The organism is Nocardia sp. NPDC023733, assembly GCF_040639775.1.
Taxonomy (GTDB): domain Bacteria; phylum Actinomycetota; class Actinomycetes; order Mycobacteriales; family Mycobacteriaceae; genus Nocardia; species Nocardia rosealba.
On sequence record NZ_JBFAAN010000001.1, the window covers coordinates 2044219 to 2062451 of the forward strand.

At 69.1% G+C, this 18233-nt stretch carries 16 protein-coding genes; 8 read left to right on the top strand and 8 right to left on the bottom strand.

Annotated features, from left to right (window positions below; all coding sequences use genetic code 11):
- The first annotated feature begins 1 nt into the window (after position 1).
- A complete protein-coding gene (locus AB0F86_RS09455) occupies positions 2–919 on the top strand; it encodes an ABC transporter ATP-binding protein (protein WP_356983198.1) in 918 nt (305 codons plus the stop codon).
- Positions 916–2547 (top strand): ABC transporter permease, encoded by a 1632-nt coding sequence (locus AB0F86_RS09460; RefSeq protein WP_356983200.1) that lies wholly within the window; start codon positions 916–918, stop codon positions 2545–2547. Before AB0F86_RS09455 ends, AB0F86_RS09460 begins: the two co-directional genes overlap by 4 nt.
- 35 nt (positions 2548–2582) lie before the next feature.
- Here AB0F86_RS09460 and AB0F86_RS09465 read toward each other — a convergent pair whose 3' ends face one another.
- Positions 2583–4079, bottom strand: a complete 1497-nt coding sequence (locus tag AB0F86_RS09465) for a sugar transferase (protein ID WP_181698861.1) — start codon at positions 4077–4079, stop codon at positions 2583–2585.
- A gap of 486 nt (positions 4080–4565) precedes the next feature.
- On the opposite strand from AB0F86_RS09465, the gene AB0F86_RS09470 reads away from it, so the two are divergent.
- From AB0F86_RS09470 to AB0F86_RS09485, 4 genes are read left to right on the top strand one after another with little or no spacing between them, the layout of a single operon-like run.
- The gene (locus AB0F86_RS09470) at positions 4566–5807 is read left to right on the top strand and encodes a class I SAM-dependent methyltransferase (RefSeq protein WP_356983762.1); all 1242 of its coding nucleotides are present in this window, start codon (positions 4566–4568) and stop codon (positions 5805–5807) included.
- Positions 5804–6580 (top strand): glucose-1-phosphate cytidylyltransferase, encoded by a 777-nt coding sequence (locus AB0F86_RS09475; RefSeq protein ID WP_181698860.1) that lies wholly within the window; start codon positions 5804–5806, stop codon positions 6578–6580. Before AB0F86_RS09470 ends, AB0F86_RS09475 begins: the two co-directional genes overlap by 4 nt.
- Positions 6565–7227: a PIG-L deacetylase family protein gene (locus AB0F86_RS09480; RefSeq protein WP_357171656.1), complete on the top strand. Its 663-nt coding sequence runs from the start codon at positions 6565–6567 to the stop codon at positions 7225–7227. The genes AB0F86_RS09475 and AB0F86_RS09480 overlap by 16 nt, the downstream gene beginning before the upstream one ends.
- 2 nt (positions 7228–7229) lie before the next feature.
- Positions 7230–8264: an SDR family oxidoreductase gene (locus AB0F86_RS09485; protein WP_356983764.1), complete on the top strand. Its 1035-nt coding sequence runs from the start codon at positions 7230–7232 to the stop codon at positions 8262–8264.
- Here the strand turns inward: AB0F86_RS09485 and rfbC are convergent.
- Entirely contained in the window at positions 8242–8805 is a 564-nt protein-coding gene (gene rfbC, locus AB0F86_RS09490; RefSeq protein WP_356983205.1) for a dTDP-4-dehydrorhamnose 3,5-epimerase, read from the bottom strand. The genes AB0F86_RS09485 and rfbC overlap by 23 nt on opposite strands.
- Before the next feature lie 14 nt (positions 8806–8819).
- Here rfbC and AB0F86_RS09495 point away from each other — a divergent pair, with 14 nt between their 5' ends.
- Complete coding sequence (locus AB0F86_RS09495; protein ID WP_356983206.1) at positions 8820–9902, top strand: methyltransferase domain-containing protein; 1083 nt, start codon at positions 8820–8822, stop codon at positions 9900–9902.
- A 135-nt stretch (positions 9903–10037) separates the two neighbouring features.
- Here AB0F86_RS09495 and AB0F86_RS09500 read toward each other — a convergent pair whose 3' ends face one another.
- Genes AB0F86_RS09500 through AB0F86_RS09525 form a run of 6 tightly spaced genes read right to left on the bottom strand, consistent with a single transcriptional unit; the run spans position 10038 to position 16994 of the window.
- Positions 10038–11183: a glycosyltransferase family 4 protein gene (locus AB0F86_RS09500; protein WP_356983207.1), complete on the bottom strand. Its 1146-nt coding sequence runs from the start codon at positions 11181–11183 to the stop codon at positions 10038–10040.
- On the bottom strand, positions 11170–12192 hold the full coding sequence (locus tag AB0F86_RS09505; protein WP_181697450.1) for a beta-xylosidase: 1023 nt from the start codon (positions 12190–12192) through the stop codon (positions 11170–11172). Before AB0F86_RS09505 ends, AB0F86_RS09500 begins: the two co-directional genes overlap by 14 nt.
- Positions 12146–13738: an oligosaccharide flippase family protein gene (locus tag AB0F86_RS09510; RefSeq protein WP_356983208.1), complete on the bottom strand. Its 1593-nt coding sequence runs from the start codon at positions 13736–13738 to the stop codon at positions 12146–12148. Before AB0F86_RS09510 ends, AB0F86_RS09505 begins: the two co-directional genes overlap by 47 nt.
- A complete protein-coding gene (locus AB0F86_RS09515) occupies positions 13735–14793 on the bottom strand; it encodes a glycosyltransferase family 1 protein (protein WP_356983210.1) in 1059 nt (352 codons plus the stop codon). The genes AB0F86_RS09510 and AB0F86_RS09515 overlap by 4 nt, the downstream gene beginning before the upstream one ends.
- Complete coding sequence (locus AB0F86_RS09520) at positions 14790–16160, bottom strand: O-antigen ligase family protein (RefSeq protein ID WP_356983212.1); 1371 nt, start codon at positions 16158–16160, stop codon at positions 14790–14792. The genes AB0F86_RS09515 and AB0F86_RS09520 overlap by 4 nt, the downstream gene beginning before the upstream one ends.
- 6 nt (positions 16161–16166) lie before the next feature.
- Positions 16167–16994 (bottom strand): glycosyltransferase, encoded by an 828-nt coding sequence (locus tag AB0F86_RS09525; protein ID WP_356983214.1) that lies wholly within the window; start codon positions 16992–16994, stop codon positions 16167–16169.
- Positions 16995–17221: 227 nt separating this feature from the next.
- Between AB0F86_RS09525 and AB0F86_RS09530 the strand changes: the two genes are divergently transcribed.
- Positions 17222–18232, top strand: a complete 1011-nt coding sequence (locus AB0F86_RS09530; RefSeq protein WP_356983216.1) for a hypothetical protein — start codon at positions 17222–17224, stop codon at positions 18230–18232.
- The last annotated feature ends 1 nt before the right edge of the window (position 18233 follow it).

Below are 18233 nucleotides of genomic sequence, written 5' to 3' on the forward strand. Positions count from 1 at the left end.
AATGCCGTCCCCCACCCAGCAGGTCGTCGAAACCCAGGGCCTGCGCAAAACTTTCGGCCGCTTCACCGCTCTCGACGGGCTGGACCTCCAGGTCGGGCCCGGTGAGATCCACGGGTTCCTCGGACCCAACGGTGCGGGCAAGTCCACCACCATCCGCATTCTGCTCGGCGTGCTGCGAGCCACCGACGGTTCGGCCCTGCTGTTCGGCCGCGATCCATGGGCCGACGCGGTGTCGCTGCACGAGCGGATCGCCTATGTGCCAGGCGATGTCACGCTGTGGCCGTCGCTGTCGGGCGGGGAAACCATCGACCTGCTCGCCCGCATGCGCGGTGGGCTCGATCAGGCACGCCGGGCCGAGTTGATCGAGCGCTTCGAACTCGACCCGACCAAGAAGGCACGCACGTATTCCAAGGGCAACCGGCAGAAGGTGGCGCTGGTGTCGGCGTTCTCCGCCGAGGCCGACCTGCTCATCCTCGACGAACCGACCTCGGGCCTGGATCCGTTGATGGAGCAGGTCTTTCAGGAATGTGTGCGCGATGCGGCCGCGCGCGGCGCGACGGTGCTGCTGTCGAGCCACATCCTCTCGGAGGTGGAGCACCTGTGCGACCGGGTGACCATCATCCGGGCGGGGCGCACCGTCGAATCCGGTTCGCTGAGCGAACTGCGACACCTGAGCCGCACCGCGATCACGGCCGAATTGATCGGCGACCCAGGCGATCTGAGCACGCTGGCCGGCGTCGAGGACGTGGAGCGTGACGGTTCGACCCTGCGCTGCCAGGTCGACGCCGACAACCTGGGCGCGCTCATCCGGGTACTCGGCGACGCCGGTGTCCGAAGCCTGACCAGCACTCCCCCGACGCTGGAAGACCTGTTCCTGCGCCACTACCACGTCGATCAGCCCGAGAAGGTGCGCGCATGAGCACGCTCGCCGCCACCGGTCGTTTCTCCGGAACATCCCGCGCCGCAGACGAATTCACCGGCACCGGGCAGATGCTGCGGCTCGCGCTGCGCCGTGACCGGGTGGTCGCCCCACTATGGGCATTGCTGATCGGGCTGATGCCGGCGATCCAGGTGGTGTCGATCAAGGATCTCTACACGACACAGGAACAGCTCGACAGTTTCGCCACGACGACGGCCGCCAGCCCGGCGCTGGTCGCCATGTACGGCCCGGTGTTCAGTTCGGCCCTCGGCTCGATCGGCACCTGGAAGGCCGGGGCCATGTACGCGCTCATCGCGATCGCGGCCGTGCTCACCGTGATCCGGCATACCCGGGTCGAGGAGGAGACCGGGCGCGCGGAACTGGTCGGCGCGACGAGCATCGGCCGGTTCGCCGGCCTCACCGGCGCGCTCCTGCTCACCTACGGCGCGTCGGCGATCGCCGGAATCGCCTGTGCGGCTTCACTGCTCGCGACAGACCTGCCCCTCGCCGGGTCGGTCGCGTTCGGTGCGGTACTGGCCGGGTCCGGGGTCGTCTGGGGCGCGGTGGCCGCGGTCGCCGCGCAGCTGAGCACGGGTGCCAGGATCGCGCGTGGCATCGCCCTGGGATCCCTGGGTGCGGCGTTCGCGGTGCGTGCCGTCGGTGACGCGGGAAACGGTGTGCTGTCGTGGTTTTCGCCGGTGGGCTGGTGCCTGCAGATCCGGCCGTTCGCCCAGGAGCGCTGGTGGGTGCTCGTGCCGCTGCTTGTCCTCGGCGCCGGTGCGACGCTGCTCGCCTACCAGCTGCTGCGTACCCGTGACCTCGGCGCCGGCCTGTTGGCCGACCGACCGGGACCGGCTACCGCGGGCGCCGGGCTTTCGGGGCCCTTCGGACTGGCCTGGCGGCTACAACGCGGGTCACTGCTCGCGTGGACGACCGGTTTCGCCCTCTACGGTCTGCTCATCGGTGGCGCGGTGACCGGCATCGGCGACATGCTCGACGGCAGTGAATCGCTGCGTGATGTCATCACCTCGCTCGGCGGTTCGGACGATCTGGAGAAGTCGTTCATCGCCTACGCGATCGCGATGCTCGCGGCCGCCGCGTCGGCCTACTCGGTGTCGGCGGTGCTGCGACTGCACGAGGAGGAGAACACCGGTCGCACCGAAAGCGTGCTGGCGGCCGCTGTCGGCCGGATCCGGTACGCGGGCAGCCATCTGCTGTTCGCCCTCGGCGGTCCGGCGGTGGGCCTGCTGGCCGCCGGGCTGGCGATCGGTGTGGTCTGGGGCGCGACCGGTGGCGACCCGGCAAGCAAGATCGGCCAGGCGCTCGCCGCGGCGGCCGTGCAACTGCCCGCCGTGTGGGTGGTCACCGCCGTCACGGTGCTGCTCGTCGGCGCCCTGCCCCGGTTCGCGCCGCTGAGCTGGGGTGTGTTGAGCGCGATGGTCGTTGGGTTCCTGCTCGGCTCACTGGGCGGCTTCCCGCAGTGGGTGCTCGATCTCGTGCCGTTCGTGCATCCACCGAAGCTGCCGGGTGCGGAGTTCACCGCCACCCCGATCGCCTGGCTGCTCGCGGTAGCGGGAACCGGCATCGCAGTGGGCTTGTTCGCCTACCGTCGCCGCGATCTGCGCTGAAACGGGCTGGGCCGGTGCGTGTTCGGCGCACCGGCTCAGTACGCGCCCTCGCCCCGGGTGACCACCCCGATGGTTCGTGCGATGAGGGCGACATCCAGCACCATCGACCAGTTCTCCACGTACGACAGGTCCAGGCGCACCGAATCCTCCGGTGACAGGTCCGAGCGGCCACTCACCTGCCACAGCCCGGTGAGCCCCGGCTTCACCAGCAGCCGCCTGCGCATCTCGCCGTCGTAGGTGTCGACCTCACGCTGTACCTGCGGCCTCGGCCCGACCACGCTCATCTCACCGCGCAGCACATTGAAGAACTGCGGCAGCTCGTCGAGACTGTATTTGCGCAGGAAGCGGCCGACCGGCGTCACCCGTGGATCGTCTTTGACCTTGAAGAACACCGGGTTTCCGCCGTGCTCGGCGATGAGTTCGTCGACGGCGGTGTCGGCATCCGGGCGCATACTGCGGAACTTGATCATCCGGAACGGCACGCCGTCGCGGCCGATCCGCTCCGACAGGTAGAACACCGGGCCGGGGCTGCTCAGCTTCACCGCCAGCGCGATGGCGAGCAGCACCGGTGCGCTGAGCAGCACCACCATGGCCGCGAAACAGAAGTCGAACAGCGCCTTGCGGGTGGACTTGGCCCGTCCGTAGCGCGGCCGGTCGATGTGCAGCATCGGCATCCCGGCCACCAGCCGGTGATTGAGGCGCACACCGGCGATGTCCACCACACCCGGTGCCACGATCAGATCGACGCCGAGCGGGTCGAGTTCCCATGCCATGCGCCGCAATTCGGCCGGGCCGAGATGGTCGGTCGCGGCCACCGCCACCGAGCCGGCCCCGCTGCGGCGCACGGCATCGAGTACGGAGCGGTCGTCACCGAGAACCGATGCGCCACCGAGGGTTTCGACCCGTTCGCCCGGCCCGGTCGGCACGCACACCCCGACCACCCGGTATCCGGAGGCCGGGTCGTCGGTGAACGCCGTAGCCATGGCGTGGGCGGCTTCGGGCGAGCCGACGACGAGCACCGCGGTGTGGCAGCGGCCTTCGGCCCGCAGGCTGCGCAACTGCCTGCGCCAGGCCAGTCGCCCGGCGATCAGGCCGAAGAGTCCGGCGGGCAGCGCGATGGCCAGGTAGCCGCGGGCGAATTCGATGCGGAACAGCAGCGCGAGAATGGCGAGGACACCGAACAGCCGCAGGCTCGCCGACACCAGCCTGCGGAATTCCTCACTGCCGGTGCCGATCACCTGGGGTGCGCGGGTGCCGTACCCGTGCAGTAGCGCGAGCCAGCCGAGCGCGAGGGCGAGCGACACCGCGGAATAGCCGATGTCGTACGGCAAGGGCCAGGCCAGCGTCGAGTCGACAGGTCCGTCGAAACGCAGCGCCTGCGCGGTACCGACGGCACCCACGACAGCGACGGCATCGGTGACGATCAGGCGCCGCACGAATGCGGTCTGCCAGCTTTCCCGTCGCAAGTCGCGCACCGCGTGCACGCCGGTGACGGCATCCATCTCGCCACTACTGGTGAGCTCGTAGCTCATGAACCGACACACCTCCCCTATCGGGAGTCGAACCCTTCCGATCGCCGGCGACCAGAACGCGACCAATGCGATGGCCGCTACGCCCCTCGATTCGAAACCCGTGGGACGATCGTTACACATCGCCGAAATTCCTCCACATCGAAGCGCAAGCGCCACAACGCGATCCAGAGATTAGCTCAGCAAGGTGGCGAGCGGTGGACGAGATCACGCAAAGTCCATGGCATTTCGACATGAAAGCAGGAAAACCGATTTCCCGAGTGGGTGACATCACATTCATCGCAGGAATGGTCGTCTTCGCCGAAAATTAGCCGATCGCGGTTTCACCTGGCCTGATCCCCGATATGGGCACCGCGGTGTTTTCCGGGTCGCAACATTTTCCGGCGGCTATGGTCCGGGCCGCGCTGTAACGTCTCGTCCCGCAGGACCGACGTCCGGCATGTCCGGCATCGGCCGCGACAATTCTCGCGTCTGATGAAGGTGGACCCGTTGCAATGTCGGCTGTGTGATTCCGGGCAGCTCACGAGCGTGCTCGACCTGGGCGCCACCCCGGCGTGTGAGAGCTTCCTCGACAGCGAGCGGCTCGAGTCACCCGAAATGACCTATCCGCTGCATCTGCGACTGTGTGAACAATGCCTGCTGTTGCAGATCCCGGCACTGATCACCCCCGAGGACACCTTCACCGAGTACGCCTATTTCTCGTCGTTCTCCGACAGCTGGGTGCGTCATGCCGAGGACTTCGTCGACACCGCGGTGCGGCGTCTGGGACTCGGGGCCGAATCGTTCGTCGTCGAGGTGGCGAGCAACGACGGGTATCTGCTGCGGCACGCGGTGGCGCGCGGTATCCCGTGTCTCGGCATCGAGCCGTCGGTCAATGTCGGCGCCGCCGCCCGCGCGGTCGGTGTGCCGACGGAAACCGCGTTCCTGCACGAGGATTCGGCCGCGCGGGTGCGAGCCGAGCACGGACCGGCCGATCTGGTCGTCGCCAACAACGTCTATGCCCACATCCCCGATCTGCGCGGTTTCACCCGGGCGCTGCGCACCCTGCTCAGTGACGACGGCTGGCTCAGCATCGAGGTGCATCACGCGCTGAACCTGGTGCGCCACGGCCAGTTCGACACCATCTATCACGAGCACTTCCAGTACTACACCGTGCATTCGGCGCAGCGCGCGCTCGCGGTGGGCGGCCTGACGGTCGTGGACGTGGAGTTGCTCGACACCCACGGCGGTTCGCTGCGGCTGTGGGCGCGCCCGGACGCCGTCGCCGAGCCCGGTCCGCGGGTCGCCGAGGTGCTCGACCTCGAACGCGAAGCCGGGCTGCACACCCCCGTCGGATATCTGGACCTGGCGCCGCGCGCGGAGGCGGTGCGCCAGGAGTTGCTGCGCTTCCTGCTCGACTGCCGTGCGCAGGGCAAGCGGGTCGTCGGCTACGGTGCTCCCGGCAAGGGCAACACCCTGCTCAACTACTGCGGCATCCGACCCGACCTGCTCGAGTACACCGTCGACCGCAACCCCTACAAACACGGGCGCTACACCCCGGGCACCCGCATCCCGATCCATCCGCCGGAGCGCATCGACGCGGACCGGCCCGACGTGGTGCTCGTGCTGCCCTGGAATCTCGAAACCGAGATCAGCGCACAGCTGCGCCACGTGGGCGAATGGGGCGGCGAACTGGTCTACCCGCTGCCGGTGCTGCACCGCGGCGAGCTGGAAACGAGAGTGAATCGATGAAGGTCGTGTTGTTCTGCGGCGGGTACGGCATGCGCATGCGCGGCGGGTCCGACGACATCGTGCCCAAGCCGATGCAGCTGGTCGGTCCGCGACCGCTGCTGTGGCACGTGATGCGGTACTACGCGCACTTCGGGCACAAAGAGTTCATCCTGTGCCTCGGCTACGGCGCCGAACACATCAAGAACTTCTTCCTGACCTACCAGGAGACAGCGTCCAACGACTTCGTCATCCGCGACGGAAAGGTCGAACTGCTCGGCACCGATATCAGCGACTGGTCGATCACCTTCGTCGACACCGGGGTGGAATCGGCGATCGGTGAGCGGTTGCGCCGGGTGCGCGAGCATCTCGACGGTGACGAGTTCTTCCTGGCCAATTACGCCGACGTGCTCACCGACGCACCGCTCGACACCATGATCGAGCGTTTCCACGCCTCGGGTGCGGCGGCGTCGATGATGGTCGTTCCCCCGCAGTCGTCGTTCCACTGTGTGGACATCACCGACAGCGGCGAGGTGAAGGACATCATGCCGGTGGCGCGGATGCCGCTGTGGGAGAACGGCGGGTTCTTCGTGCTCAGCCAGGAGATCTTCGATCTGTTGCCGCCCGGGGGCGATCTGGTGGCCGACGCGTGCGGCACGCTGGCCGGGCAGGGCCGCCTGTTCGGGTACCGGCACCTGGGTTTCTGGAAGCCCGCCGACACGTTCAAGGAGCGCGCCGAACTCGACGACGCCTACCGCAACGGTTCGCGGCCGTGGATGGTGTGGGAGTCGGCGTGATCGGTTTGTTCACCCGCCCGCCGAAGAGGATCGCGGTGCTCGGCGCGCACTGTGACGATATCGCCATCGGCATGGGTGCCACCCTGCTCGCGCTCACCGCCGCCGACCCGGAGGTCGAGGTGCGGGCACTGGTGCTCTCCGGTGGCGGCACCGCGCGCGAGGACGAGGAACGCGCGGCGCTCACCGCCTTCTGCTCCGGGACGAAACCCGAGCTCGAGGTGCTCGACGTGCCGGACGGGCGCGCGCCCGCGCACTGGGACCGGATCAAGGACGCGCTCGCCGCGTTCCGCCGCGGCGGTGAACCGGAGGTGGTGTTCGCGCCGCATCGCGGTGACGCTCACCAGGATCACCGGTTGCTCGCCGAGCTGGTGCCCACCGAGTTCCGTGACCACCTGACCCTCGGCTACGAGATCCTCAAGTGGGAGACCGACACTCCGGCGCCCACGCTGTACCACCCGATGGATGCCGAACTGCTGCACCGCAAGTCGCAGTTGCTGCACGAGCACTATCCGTCGCAGACGGGCCGTGACTGGTTCGACGAACAGGCCTTCCTCGGGCTGGCCCGGATGCGTGGCGTGCAGTGTCACGCGCCGTATGCCGAGGCGTTCGTGCTCGACAAAGCGATCATCAGATGGGAACAGACGTGAACATGCGGGTACTTGTCACCGGGCATCAGGGGTACCTCGGCACAGTGATGGTCCCGATGCTCCAGGCCGCGGGCCACGAGGTCACGGGTCTGGACATCGGGTACTTCGCCGAGTGTGTGCTCGGCGAATTCGCCGGTGACCCAGCGGGTCTCGCCGTGGATCTGCGGGAGGTGACGGTCGAGCAGTTGCGCGGGTTCGACGCGGTGATCCACCTGGCGGCCCTGTCGAACGATCCGCTCGGCGCGCTGGCGCCCGAGATCACCTACGACATCAACCATTACGCCTCGGTCCGGTTGGCACGGCTGGCCAAGGAGGCAGGGGTGCGCCGGTTCCTGTACGCCTCCACGTGTTCGGTGTACGGCGCGGCGGGCGAGGAGCTGGTCACCGAACAGGCACCGCTGCGCCCGATCACGCCGTACGCCGAGAGCAAGGTGCGGGTCGAAGACGATGTGGCGGCGCTGGCCGACGACGACTTCGTCCCGGTATTCCTGCGCAATGCAACGGCTTTCGGGTTCTCGCCGCGACTGCGTGCCGATATCGTGCTCAACAACCTGGTCGGGTACGCGGTGCTCACCGGTGAGGTGAAGGTGCTCTCCGACGGCACGCCGTGGCGCCCGCTGGTGCACGCCGCCGATATCGCGACCGCGTTCGCGATGTGCCTGACCGCGCCGGCGGCCGACGTCTCGTGCCGCGCGTTCAATATCGGCACCGAGGTCAACAACCTCACCGTCGCCGAGATCGCGGGGGCCGTGGTGGACGCGGTGCCGGGTTCGCGGTTGGTGATCACCGGTGAGAGCGGTGCCGATCCGCGCTCGTACCGGGTCGACTTCTCGGCCGCGCGCGAGGTCCTCGGCTTCGAGGCTGCGTGGACGGTGCCTGCCGGTGCCGAGGAGCTGTTCACCGAATACACCACGCGCGGACTCACGTCCGAGGCGTTCTTCCAGCGTTTCACCCGGCTGCCGCACCTGCGTGGGCTGTGCGAGGCGGGTGTGCTCGACGAGCGGTTGCGCCGGATCAGTGCGCGGGCGTCAGCGTAGCGCGCAGCCGCGCCCAGCTGCCCGCGCGCGCGTCGCGCTCGGAGACCACGGTCACCGGCAGCGGCCAGTCGATGTCCAGGTCGGGGTCGTCGTAGGCGACCCCGAGGTCTTCGGCGGGGTCGTGTGGGCGGTCGATGCGGTAGCACACGTCGGCGACCTCGGTGAGCGCCTGGAAGCCGTGCAGGAAGCCCGGCGGCACGTACAGGTGGTGGAACAGCTCGTCGTCGAGGCGGAAGGCTTGCCGCGCACCGAAAGTGGGCGAACCGGGGCGGATGTCGACGAGTACGTCGTGCACCGCGCCGTGCGCGCAACGCACCAGCTTGGCCTCGCCACGACCGCCGCGCCCGTGCATGCCCCTGATCACCCCGCGCTTGGACCGCGACTGCGAGTCCTGTACGAATCTCGCTGCGGCACCGTCGATTCCGAGATGAACATCGAATTCTTCGGCGTCGAAGGTGCGGGTGAACAGGCCGCGGTCGTCGCGAAACGGCTCGGGGACGAGCACAACCACGTCGGCCAGTTCGGTCGCTTCGATACGCACGAGGACATCCTGCCATGACCCGCCGCTGCCGAGGTTGCGGTGACACCGCGCTGCGCACCCTGCTCGACCTGGGCACGGTGCCCGCCGCCGACCACTTCCCATCTCGGGATTCCCCGGTCCAGCCTGCCGAGTCCGGGCATCCGCTGCGGATGGACCGGTGCGCGGCGTGCGGTCTGGCGCAGCTCGCCGACGACGACACCGTCACCGCCGAACCGCGCGGGATCGAACCGCAGGCGCTGCGCGATCAGGCGGCCGACGCGATCGACCGGGTACGGGCGGCCGGTCTGCTCGCAGGCGCGACCGTGACCGAGTTCGGCAGTCCGCACGGCGGTACCTGGTTGCCGCTGCCCGGTTTCACCGAAGCCACCGGCCCCGCAGACATAGTTCTCGATTGTTTCGGCATCATGCACGAACCGGACCAGCGCGCCGCCTTCGCCGCCCGCGCCGCAGCGACCGCGCCCGCGGGTGTGCTGCTCGTGCAGTTCCACTCGCTGGCCGCGATCGTGGCGCAGGGGCAGTGGAATGCGTTGCGGCACGGCCATTTCGCCTACTACTCTCTCGCCTCCCTGCGCACCCTTCTCGCCGCGGCGGGGATGAGCGTCGTGACGGCATGGGACTTCGACCTCTACGGCGGCACGGTGCTGGTCGCCGCACGTCACGGTTCGCATCCCGCCGCCCGGGCGGTCGAGGAGTTGCTGGCAGCCGAGGAGGAGGTGTTAGCGGCGGCCGGCGGACTGCAGCAGGTGGTGGATCGCCACGTCGACGCTCTCCACGATTGGCTGGAAGACCGTGCCGCCCAGGGTCTTCGGACCTTCGCCTACGGCGCTGCCTCCCGCGCTGTCGCCCTCCTGGCGATGGCGGGCGCGCACCGGGAACTCCTCGCCGGGGTGGCCGATGCCTCGCCCGGCAAACAGGGCCGACGCATGCCGGGAACCGACGTCCCCATCATCTCCCCCGCCGACCTGGTGGCGGCCGAACCCGACGCTGTCCTGCTCACGCTCCCCGACCTCCTCCGCGAAGTCCGAACTTCCCTACCGCAACTCGACGGCCGCTGGTTCGTCGACGATCCCCTCCGCCCGCGAAAGGTCGACCGGTAGCCGATTCTCGGCAACTCGTCGTCCCCTATCCGCACGACCTGCCGGAAACCCGCTGGCCGAGCGCGCACGGCTGATGGGATCCACCCATCGAAGGACGGCCGGTACGCCCGACGTCCGACCTGCGCACCGTAGGGTTCACGGTGAGCCCGGCGCTGCCGACGTCGAGTTCCCGGGCGGTGTCGACATCGCTCGGTTCCCGTCGCCGACCACTGTGTCGAACATGTGCGGGCGGGTCCGGGTGCGGTTGTGGCGGGTGGCGATCTTCGCGAGTCCCGCTTCGCGGAGCCGAGCGCGCAGGGCGTGGTCCTCGGTGATCCGGCTCAGCGCCTCGCGCAGGGCGTGTGGGTCGTCGGGGCGGACGCATACCGCGACGTCGGTGCTCACATTGCCGCCGTGGTCGGTCGCGACCACGGGGACACCGACGCTCATCGCCTCGAGCACCACCAGTGGTCCCGCTTCGGGGAGGACGCTGGCCGAAACGAGAACGTCCCAGCCTCGGATGGTGGGCAGTGGGTCGACGTGGCCGAGGAAGTGCACACGGCCGACGAGGTCGGGCTGGGCCGCGCGGTCGCGCAGGCGCGCCAGATACGGTTCGTCGCCGGGCAGGGCCGTTCCCGCGATCTCGACACTCACTTCGGGCAGGGCCGCGACGGCTTCCAGCAGCACGTGGTGGCCCTTCCACTCGGTGATCACGCCGAGGATGCCGACCACGGGGTGCGAGCGAACCACTACGGGTGCGGGCTCGACCGGCCACGGCACCCCGAGCCACGCCACCTCGGTCTCGATCCCGAGCGCACGCACCGGGGCCGCCGCCCGTTCGGACACCGCGACGGCCCGTGCCAGCGCCAGCCGACCGATCCGCGCCACCGCGAATTGTCTTGTGCTGGCGAGGATGTCGTGTACCAACCACACGGTGTCACGGCGCCGAGGCACCGACATCGCCACGGCGGGCAGGGCCATCGTCGAGTTCACCACCAGCCGCGCCCGGCCCCCGCGCGAGGCCTTTCGCAACGCGGCGGCGGCCAGCACCCAGTGCCACAGCATCACCAGTGCGGCCGCGAACCGCGCACCGCCCTGCTGACCCGACAAGCCGAGTTCCGGGATCGCCACATGCCCCACCGAGCCGGGCAGCCGCAGGCTGAGCGCACCGACCGGACACGCCACCCGCACTCGGTACCCGCGCGCGACGGCCACCTCGATCAGATCGAGCATCACCTTCTCGGCACCGGAGGCCTGCGCACTGTGGGCGACGAACAGCAGGTCCCGATCAGCGCCCGGCACGCAGCACCTCCGCGTGGTTGCGCACCACGGTCACCGCCGGTTTCTCGGAGTAGTCGCGGCGCAGCAGCCCGAAGTTGTCCTCGAGGTCGTGCGGGTCGCCGCCCGCGTCGACCAGCGAGTAGACGAACACGGGGCCGATATCGTGGATGGCGGCGACCATGCCGAGCCCCTGATCGATGATCTGGGCCTGCACGTCCTCGCTCACGGCCCGCGCGCCCGCACCGGTCGGCGCACCGAACTCGGTGGGCCACAACTGCATGGTGGTGTCGTGGTTGGCGTCCATGATCCGCCGGATCCGCATGAGGTTGCCGAAGGCGTTGTACCAGCTCTGCGATTCGGGTAGTTCGGGATAGGAGTACGGGTGCACGGCGACAGCGTCGAAGTCGGCGGCCGCGCCGATGGCGTAGAGCGCTTCGACGAAGGTGGCGGGGGCGATGTCGCGGCCGTCGTCGGCGGCCGGTGCCAGGCCGCCGACGATGATCTGCCCGTGCGGCTGGCGTGCGCGCACCGCGAGCGCGGCTTGCCGCAGCAGGTGCGCGTAGGTGGCGACATCGGGCTTCGGCGCGAAGAACGCGGTCACATTCGGTTCGTTCCAGACCTCCCAGTGCGAGATCTGGTCGCGATAATGCTCCACCGCGTCACCGACGAACCGCCCGAACAACACCGGTTGCGGTGCGGTCTTGCTGCCGCCGTCACCGCCGTGGGGGCCGGCCCAGGCGGGCGCGTAGGTGAGGATCGCGAGCACCGAAAGGTTGTGGGCGCGCGCGGCCCGCACGGCGCGGTCGGTGGCCGACCAGTCCTGTTCGCCGCGAACGGGTTCGATCACCGACCAGTCGATGTCGATGCGCACCCAGGTGGCGCCGGTCTGCGCCACGATGCCCATCTGCCGGTCCAGTTCGGCGGCGTCGAGCTGCAGCCAGGTGTGTCCGCCCGAGATGCCCAGACCGCCGCGCACCACCGGTTCAGTGCTCGCCGTCGGCTCCGGTGCGCACCCGAGGACTGTCGCCATGACGACCACGGCGGTCAGTCCCGCCCGAGCGATTCGCCACAGTGTCATCGGTTTCCGGTCCTCGCAAGCTTCGTATGGTCAATCCCTCGGTCCTTCGCATGATGCTTCCGGCGATGAGAACGTATATCAGGCAGGCCGGAGCGCAGGTGAGAATCCACGGGGGCGCCCAGTGCCGTTGGGCCAGGCTCGCCGCGACGACGACGGCTCCGGCGACACCGGTGAGCGCGGCCACCGTCGCGACCGGGAGCAGCCGCCGCAGCCGGACTGTCGCGAGCACCGCGATCCACACCGAGATCAGCAGCACCACCTGGGCGATCAGCCCGGCGATCGCGGCGCCCTCGTAGGACATCCGGTCGATCAACGGCCACGCGACGCCCAGGTTCACCGCGAGCGCCAGGGCGGCGATCCACGGGATCAGGGTGTTGCGTCCGGTCGCCATGAGCGCGACCAGGCCGAGATTCGCGACGGCGCCCAGCAGACCGGAGGTCACCTGGATGCGGCCCGCGTCCGCCGCCTCGACGAAGTTCTCGCCGAACAGCAACCCGATCACCTGGCCTGCGACCGGCCAGAAAGCCACGAGGGCGAGCAGACCGAGGGCGATCAACGCGACGTTCGCCTGCCGGAAGTAGCGCCGGAAACGGGCCGGGTCGTCGGGCCACAGCGCGATCAGCAGGGTCGTCAGCGGCGCGACGACCGAGACGGCGGCGGTGTCGAGCAGATCGGCGAATTTCATACCGACGGCGAACAGACCGACGGCTTCGAAGCTGTCGGCGTGCCCGAGCAACAGCAGCCCGACCTTCTGCAACATGATGATGAGTGCCAGACCGATGCTCAGCGGCAGCGCCTCGCGCAACATCGGCCCCCACCAGCGCAGCTCGATGCGCCGTGCCGGAACGGGTCCGCCGAGGCCGCGCGTCACCGCGACGATCTTCACCACGACCGCGACGGCCTCGTAGGCGATGGCAGGCACCACGACCCACAGCAGCGTCGGCGCCCACAGCACCGCGGCGACCGTGAGCGCCAATTGGACGCAGCGCGCGAGGGATTCGGCGGCTGCGACCAGGGTCAGGCGCATCGTCGACTGGAACAGGATGGTCAGCGCGTGGCTCGGGGTGGCGATCACCACCACCAGCCCGGCGAGCGCCGTGGCCGTGACAACCGGTGTGGGGCACCGCATCACGAGGACATAGCCGATGGCGAGCCCGTACCCGACCAGGCCGAGGACGGTGCGCAGCACGATGAACGAGGCGGCCACCTCGGAGGCCTCGGTGGGGTCGCCGTGCACGAGCTTGCCGATGACTGCGCGGCCGACACCCAGGTCGGTGACGATCGCCAGCATGCCGAGCAGACCGAAAACGAAGGAGAAATAGCCCCATTCGACCGTCGGCAGCGACCGCGCGATGAGGGTGGTGCCGAGCAGGCCGAGCGCGGCGGCGAAGATCCGGGCGGCCAGCATGGCGGCGGTGTTGTTGGCCGCGGCGCGACCCGATTGGGCGCGGCGCCTGCCCTCGGCTTGCTCGTCGAGGGCGGCGGTCTGCTCGCTCACGGCAGGAGTCCCGCCGTGCGATAGGCGGCGACGGTGGCCTCGGCGGTGGCCTGCCAGCTCAGTTTCGTCATCGCGACCAGGCCACGGTCGCGCAGTTCACGATTGGCGGCCTCGTCGTGCAGCAGCGGACGCATCGCCCGGACCCACGCCTCGGGGTTCGTGCCCTCGACCAGGATCGCACCGTCACCGCAGACCTGCGGTAGCGCGCCGACCGCGCTGGCGACGACCGCGCCACCGCAGGCCATGGCCTCCACCGGCGGCAGCCCGAACCCCTCGTATTCCGAGCAGTAGGCAACCACGGTCGCGGCCGCGTACAGGGCGGGCAGGTCGGCCAGGTCCACGTAGCCGAGCCCGATCGCCGAGGCCGGTGCCTGGGGGCCGTCGGATCCGGCGCCCGCCAGCACGAGCGGGATGTCGAGGTCGCCCGCGACCTGCGCCAGCATCGCGACCTGCTTGCGTGGTTCGACGGTGCCGACCTGCAGCACGAAGCGTGGCGGCAACGTGTACCGGGCGCGAACCCGGTCCACGGCGGCCTCGTCGGGCACCGTCGCCCAGGCGGCCGGGGCGAGCGGGACGACGACGGCCTCGCGCCCGAAGCGGTCCGCGATGCGCTGTGCGGTGAATTCGGAGACGGCGATGAGCAGGTCGGCGCGGGTCAGCGACATCCGCAGCAAGAGTTGCTCGCCGCGGGCCCGGTAGCGGCTGAACGCCCACGGTACGTCGAACACCGACAGGTCGTGCACGGTGCTGACCGTGGCCCTCGGGCCGCTGAGCGGGATGTCGACATCGAGTCCGTGGAACACGTCGGCACCGCGCTGCGGGGCGATGCCGTGCCAGGCCCGGCGCGCCCCCGCCGCCACCGGTCGCGTCACCGGGGCGATGCTCTCGGGCAGCACGGGCGCGGCATCGGCCTGGACGAGCGCCGACAGCGCGGTTCCCGGCATCAGCCCGGCCATCCTCGCCAGCAGTTCGCGCTGGTAGGTGGCGACGCCCGCCCCGTTCGGCCGGAACGCCAGCGCACCGAAACACACTGCGCTACTGGAGGATTCATTCATGACGGCACCTGTTCGGGGACAGAGTTCGGGTCGGCGGACACCGGCTCGGGTCGGCGTTGCGTGACGGCACACCCGACGACCGCGGCGAGCAGCCAGAAATAGAAGTCGGTCGGGAAGATCTCGAAGTAGCTCGAGGCCACCGCCGCGACCGCGCTGGCGAGCACGGACGCCGCGACACCGAGCGCCAGGGCCGAATCCGGGCCGCGCAGCGCACGGGCACCACGAAACGCGAGCAGGAAGATCGCGACGAGGATGGCGCAGAACAGCCACACCCCGATCGGGCCGAGCTCGATGAGCAGCTTCACGTAGTAGTTGTCGGGTTGATAGGGACGCCCGTAGATCTGGACCTCGCCGGTGGCGTACGGCATCTCCCCCGCCATCGGCCCGAGTTCTTCGACGAGCAGCCGCGCCGCCGCCGCACCGGTGGAACCGAGTCCGTCACCGAAGGGATGGCTGCCGACCGTGCGCATCACGGTGTTCCAGCCGGTACTGCGGTCGGCCAGGCTCGACGAGGAGAACAGCGAACTACTGGCCTGCGACGACACCGCGATCCCACCGACGACGACCACCGCGACGGACCCGAGGATCACCGGCATCAGCTGACGGCGATACCGCACGACCGCCAGCAGCAACGCCCCGACGAGCAAGCCGGCCAGCGCCGCCCGCACCACGCTCGCGGCGGCACCGAGCACCAGGATCGGGGTGGTCATCAGGAACACCCGGTTGCGGGCGCGCCGAGGATCGGCCAGCGCCACCGAACCACCCACCAGCAACACCGTCACCAGGTAGAAGGCATAGGGAAACGGCTGATTGAACGTGCTGAAGGAACGGAGCAGACCACCGGCGAAGCGGATCGTCTCGTTGTACTCGTAGCCCATCTTCGCCAGCCCGGCACCGCCGATCACCTGTTGGGCCAGGCCGAACAACGCGATACCCACCGATTCGACCATCATGATCGTCACCAGCAGATCGCGGTCGCGGGGGGTGAAGGGCCGCAGGTAGAGGATCAGCGGGATCACGACGAAGTAGAAGAACGTGATCTTGATGGCGAACAGCCCGAGCGTTCCGGCCGTGACGAACGCCGACACCACACCGAACACACACAGCGCGGCACCGAAGGGCACCCACGGCAGCGTCGGACGCGGCTCGGTCAGCCGGTGCGGCACGAACAGCGCCACGGCGAGCGTCAGACACAGCAGCGCCTCTTTCCACCCCGCCACCTGCATCCAGCCCGGAGCGATCTCGAGCAGACCGTTGAACGGGACGAGCGCGGCCACCAGCAGCACCCCGCGCTGAGGCCGGAAACGAATCCAGCGCAGGAAGACCCAGCCCACCGGGACGGCGGCCAGGTACAGCAGCGAGCTCATCGCGCCTCAGCCCCGCCCGGCCAGCTGCCTGGCCCGCGCGCCGAGGCGGACCAGCGCCTGCCGGACCACGGTGGCATCGCCGGCGAGCACGTCGACCGGGCGCACCAGATCCCGGTATTCGCGGCGCGCGTGATGATTGAACCGCACCACGTCGGAGAACTTGCTCAGGGTCGAGGTGGTGGAGGAATGGTTGAAGATCGACGCCCGGTTCACCGCGAGCGGGCGGTTGTGGCCGTAGAAGCCGCCGTGCGCGCACAACCGGGCGATCAGGTCGATGTCCATGGCGTAGAAGAAGTCGGTGCGGAAGCCGCCGGTCGCCTCGAACTCGCGGCGGCGGAACAGGAACGCGGCGGTGGGACACAGGTCGTCGGGCAGCCTGCGCACGAAGGTGCGTACCGCCGCTCGCGAGGACTTGCGCCCGATCAACCCGGCCAGCCCACGAGCTCGGGCCAGGACGGTGCCGTCGTCGTCGATGATGTCGAATTTCGCGCCCGCGACGGCGATTCGTCGGTCGCGCAACGTCTCCACCTGTGCCGACAGGCAATCCGGGGTGATGAGGTCGTCGGCGCAGACCAGTTTCACCAGCTCGCCACCGGCGAGGCTCATCACCCGGTTCCAGTTCTCGGTCATCGGGAGCACGGTGTCGTTGGTGTGCAGCCGGATCCGTTCGTCGTCGATGGATCGGACCAGTTCACCGGTGCCGTCCGTGCTGGCGTTGTCGAGGACGACGATCTCGAAATCCCCGAACTCCTGGGCACGGATCGAATCGATGGTCTCGGTGATGGTGCGCGCCGCGTTGAATGCCGGGACACAGACCGATACGGGCAGCCCCACCACAGCACATCCTCCAAGCATTCAGCAGGCCCGCGTCGCGCGTCGGGTGCCCGTTTGCGTGCACAGTACCCGCCGAGCAATCGACATTCACATCGAGCGGACGGGCGATAATGTTTCACGATTCCCAGTACGGGTACTCATGACGCTCGCCACAGTGCTCAGAGTTCGCTAGACAGCGGAACCCCAGCTAACATCGCTGCACAAGATCGGCGAAATGTGGGGACAGCGTGAGCGAGACCGACCCGGCGGACACGGGCGCCGATTCCCCCGCCATGTCCGGGGTGAACATCGCCGACCATCTGCGCAAGCTGCTGCGCGCCCTGCCGATCGCTCTGGTCGTCGCCGCGATCGTCGGTGGTGTGGTGTGGGTGGTGCGCGACGGCAGTCCACGCACCTATGAGGCCAGCCTGACCGCGCAGATCTCACAGCAGTCGATCGGCGCGGTCTTCAACGAACTCACCCAGCCCTACATCGTGCTCGTCACCGAGAGCCGGGTGCTCTCGGATGTGGTGAAGAACGGGCTCGCGCCGTCGGAACAGGATCTGCGGCCACGGGTTTCGGCCATGACCGGTCCCGCGCCCTCGCTGTTGATCATCAAGGCGCAGGCGGGGTCGCCCGAGCAGGCCGAGAAGCTGGTCTTCGCGGTGCAGCAGTCCCTGGACAGTGTCGCCTCGCAGATGCGTACCGAGGCCATCGCCCGTTCGGCGGCCGACCTCGAGACGCATCGGCGTGCGGTGGAGGACACCTTCACCAAACGCCTCTCCGACGACCCGCTGCGCCCCGAACTGAGTTTCGATGCCAGGGATGTGGCCCGCGAGATGGAATTCCGGCAGGTGCTCGGTATGCCGCGCCTGACGGTGGTGGCGAACCCCCGCTCGGAACTCGTGGCCCCGCATCCGGTGCAGGAGGGCCTGTTCGCAGCGCTGGCCACGTTGATCATCGTCGCGGAGTCGGTGGTGCTTGCTCGTGGCGCGATCGTCCGGCGTGGTGGTCTTCGTCGCGGCGGGGCGAAGCCGGATCCGGCGCAGGCCTCGCCGACACCGGATCTGAAGAAGCCGGAACCCGTTGAGTCACAGCCCGCCACGCCGACACCACCGGCGCGCACCGACACCGCGACTGTGCCGCACGTGACCGGCAGCCCGAGTGTCCACTACGACCCCGAGACGACGGTGCTGCCACGGCAATGGCCGGTGCGGGCGGCACCGGTGCCGAAGTCCTCCGGTCCGCGCGAGAACTGAG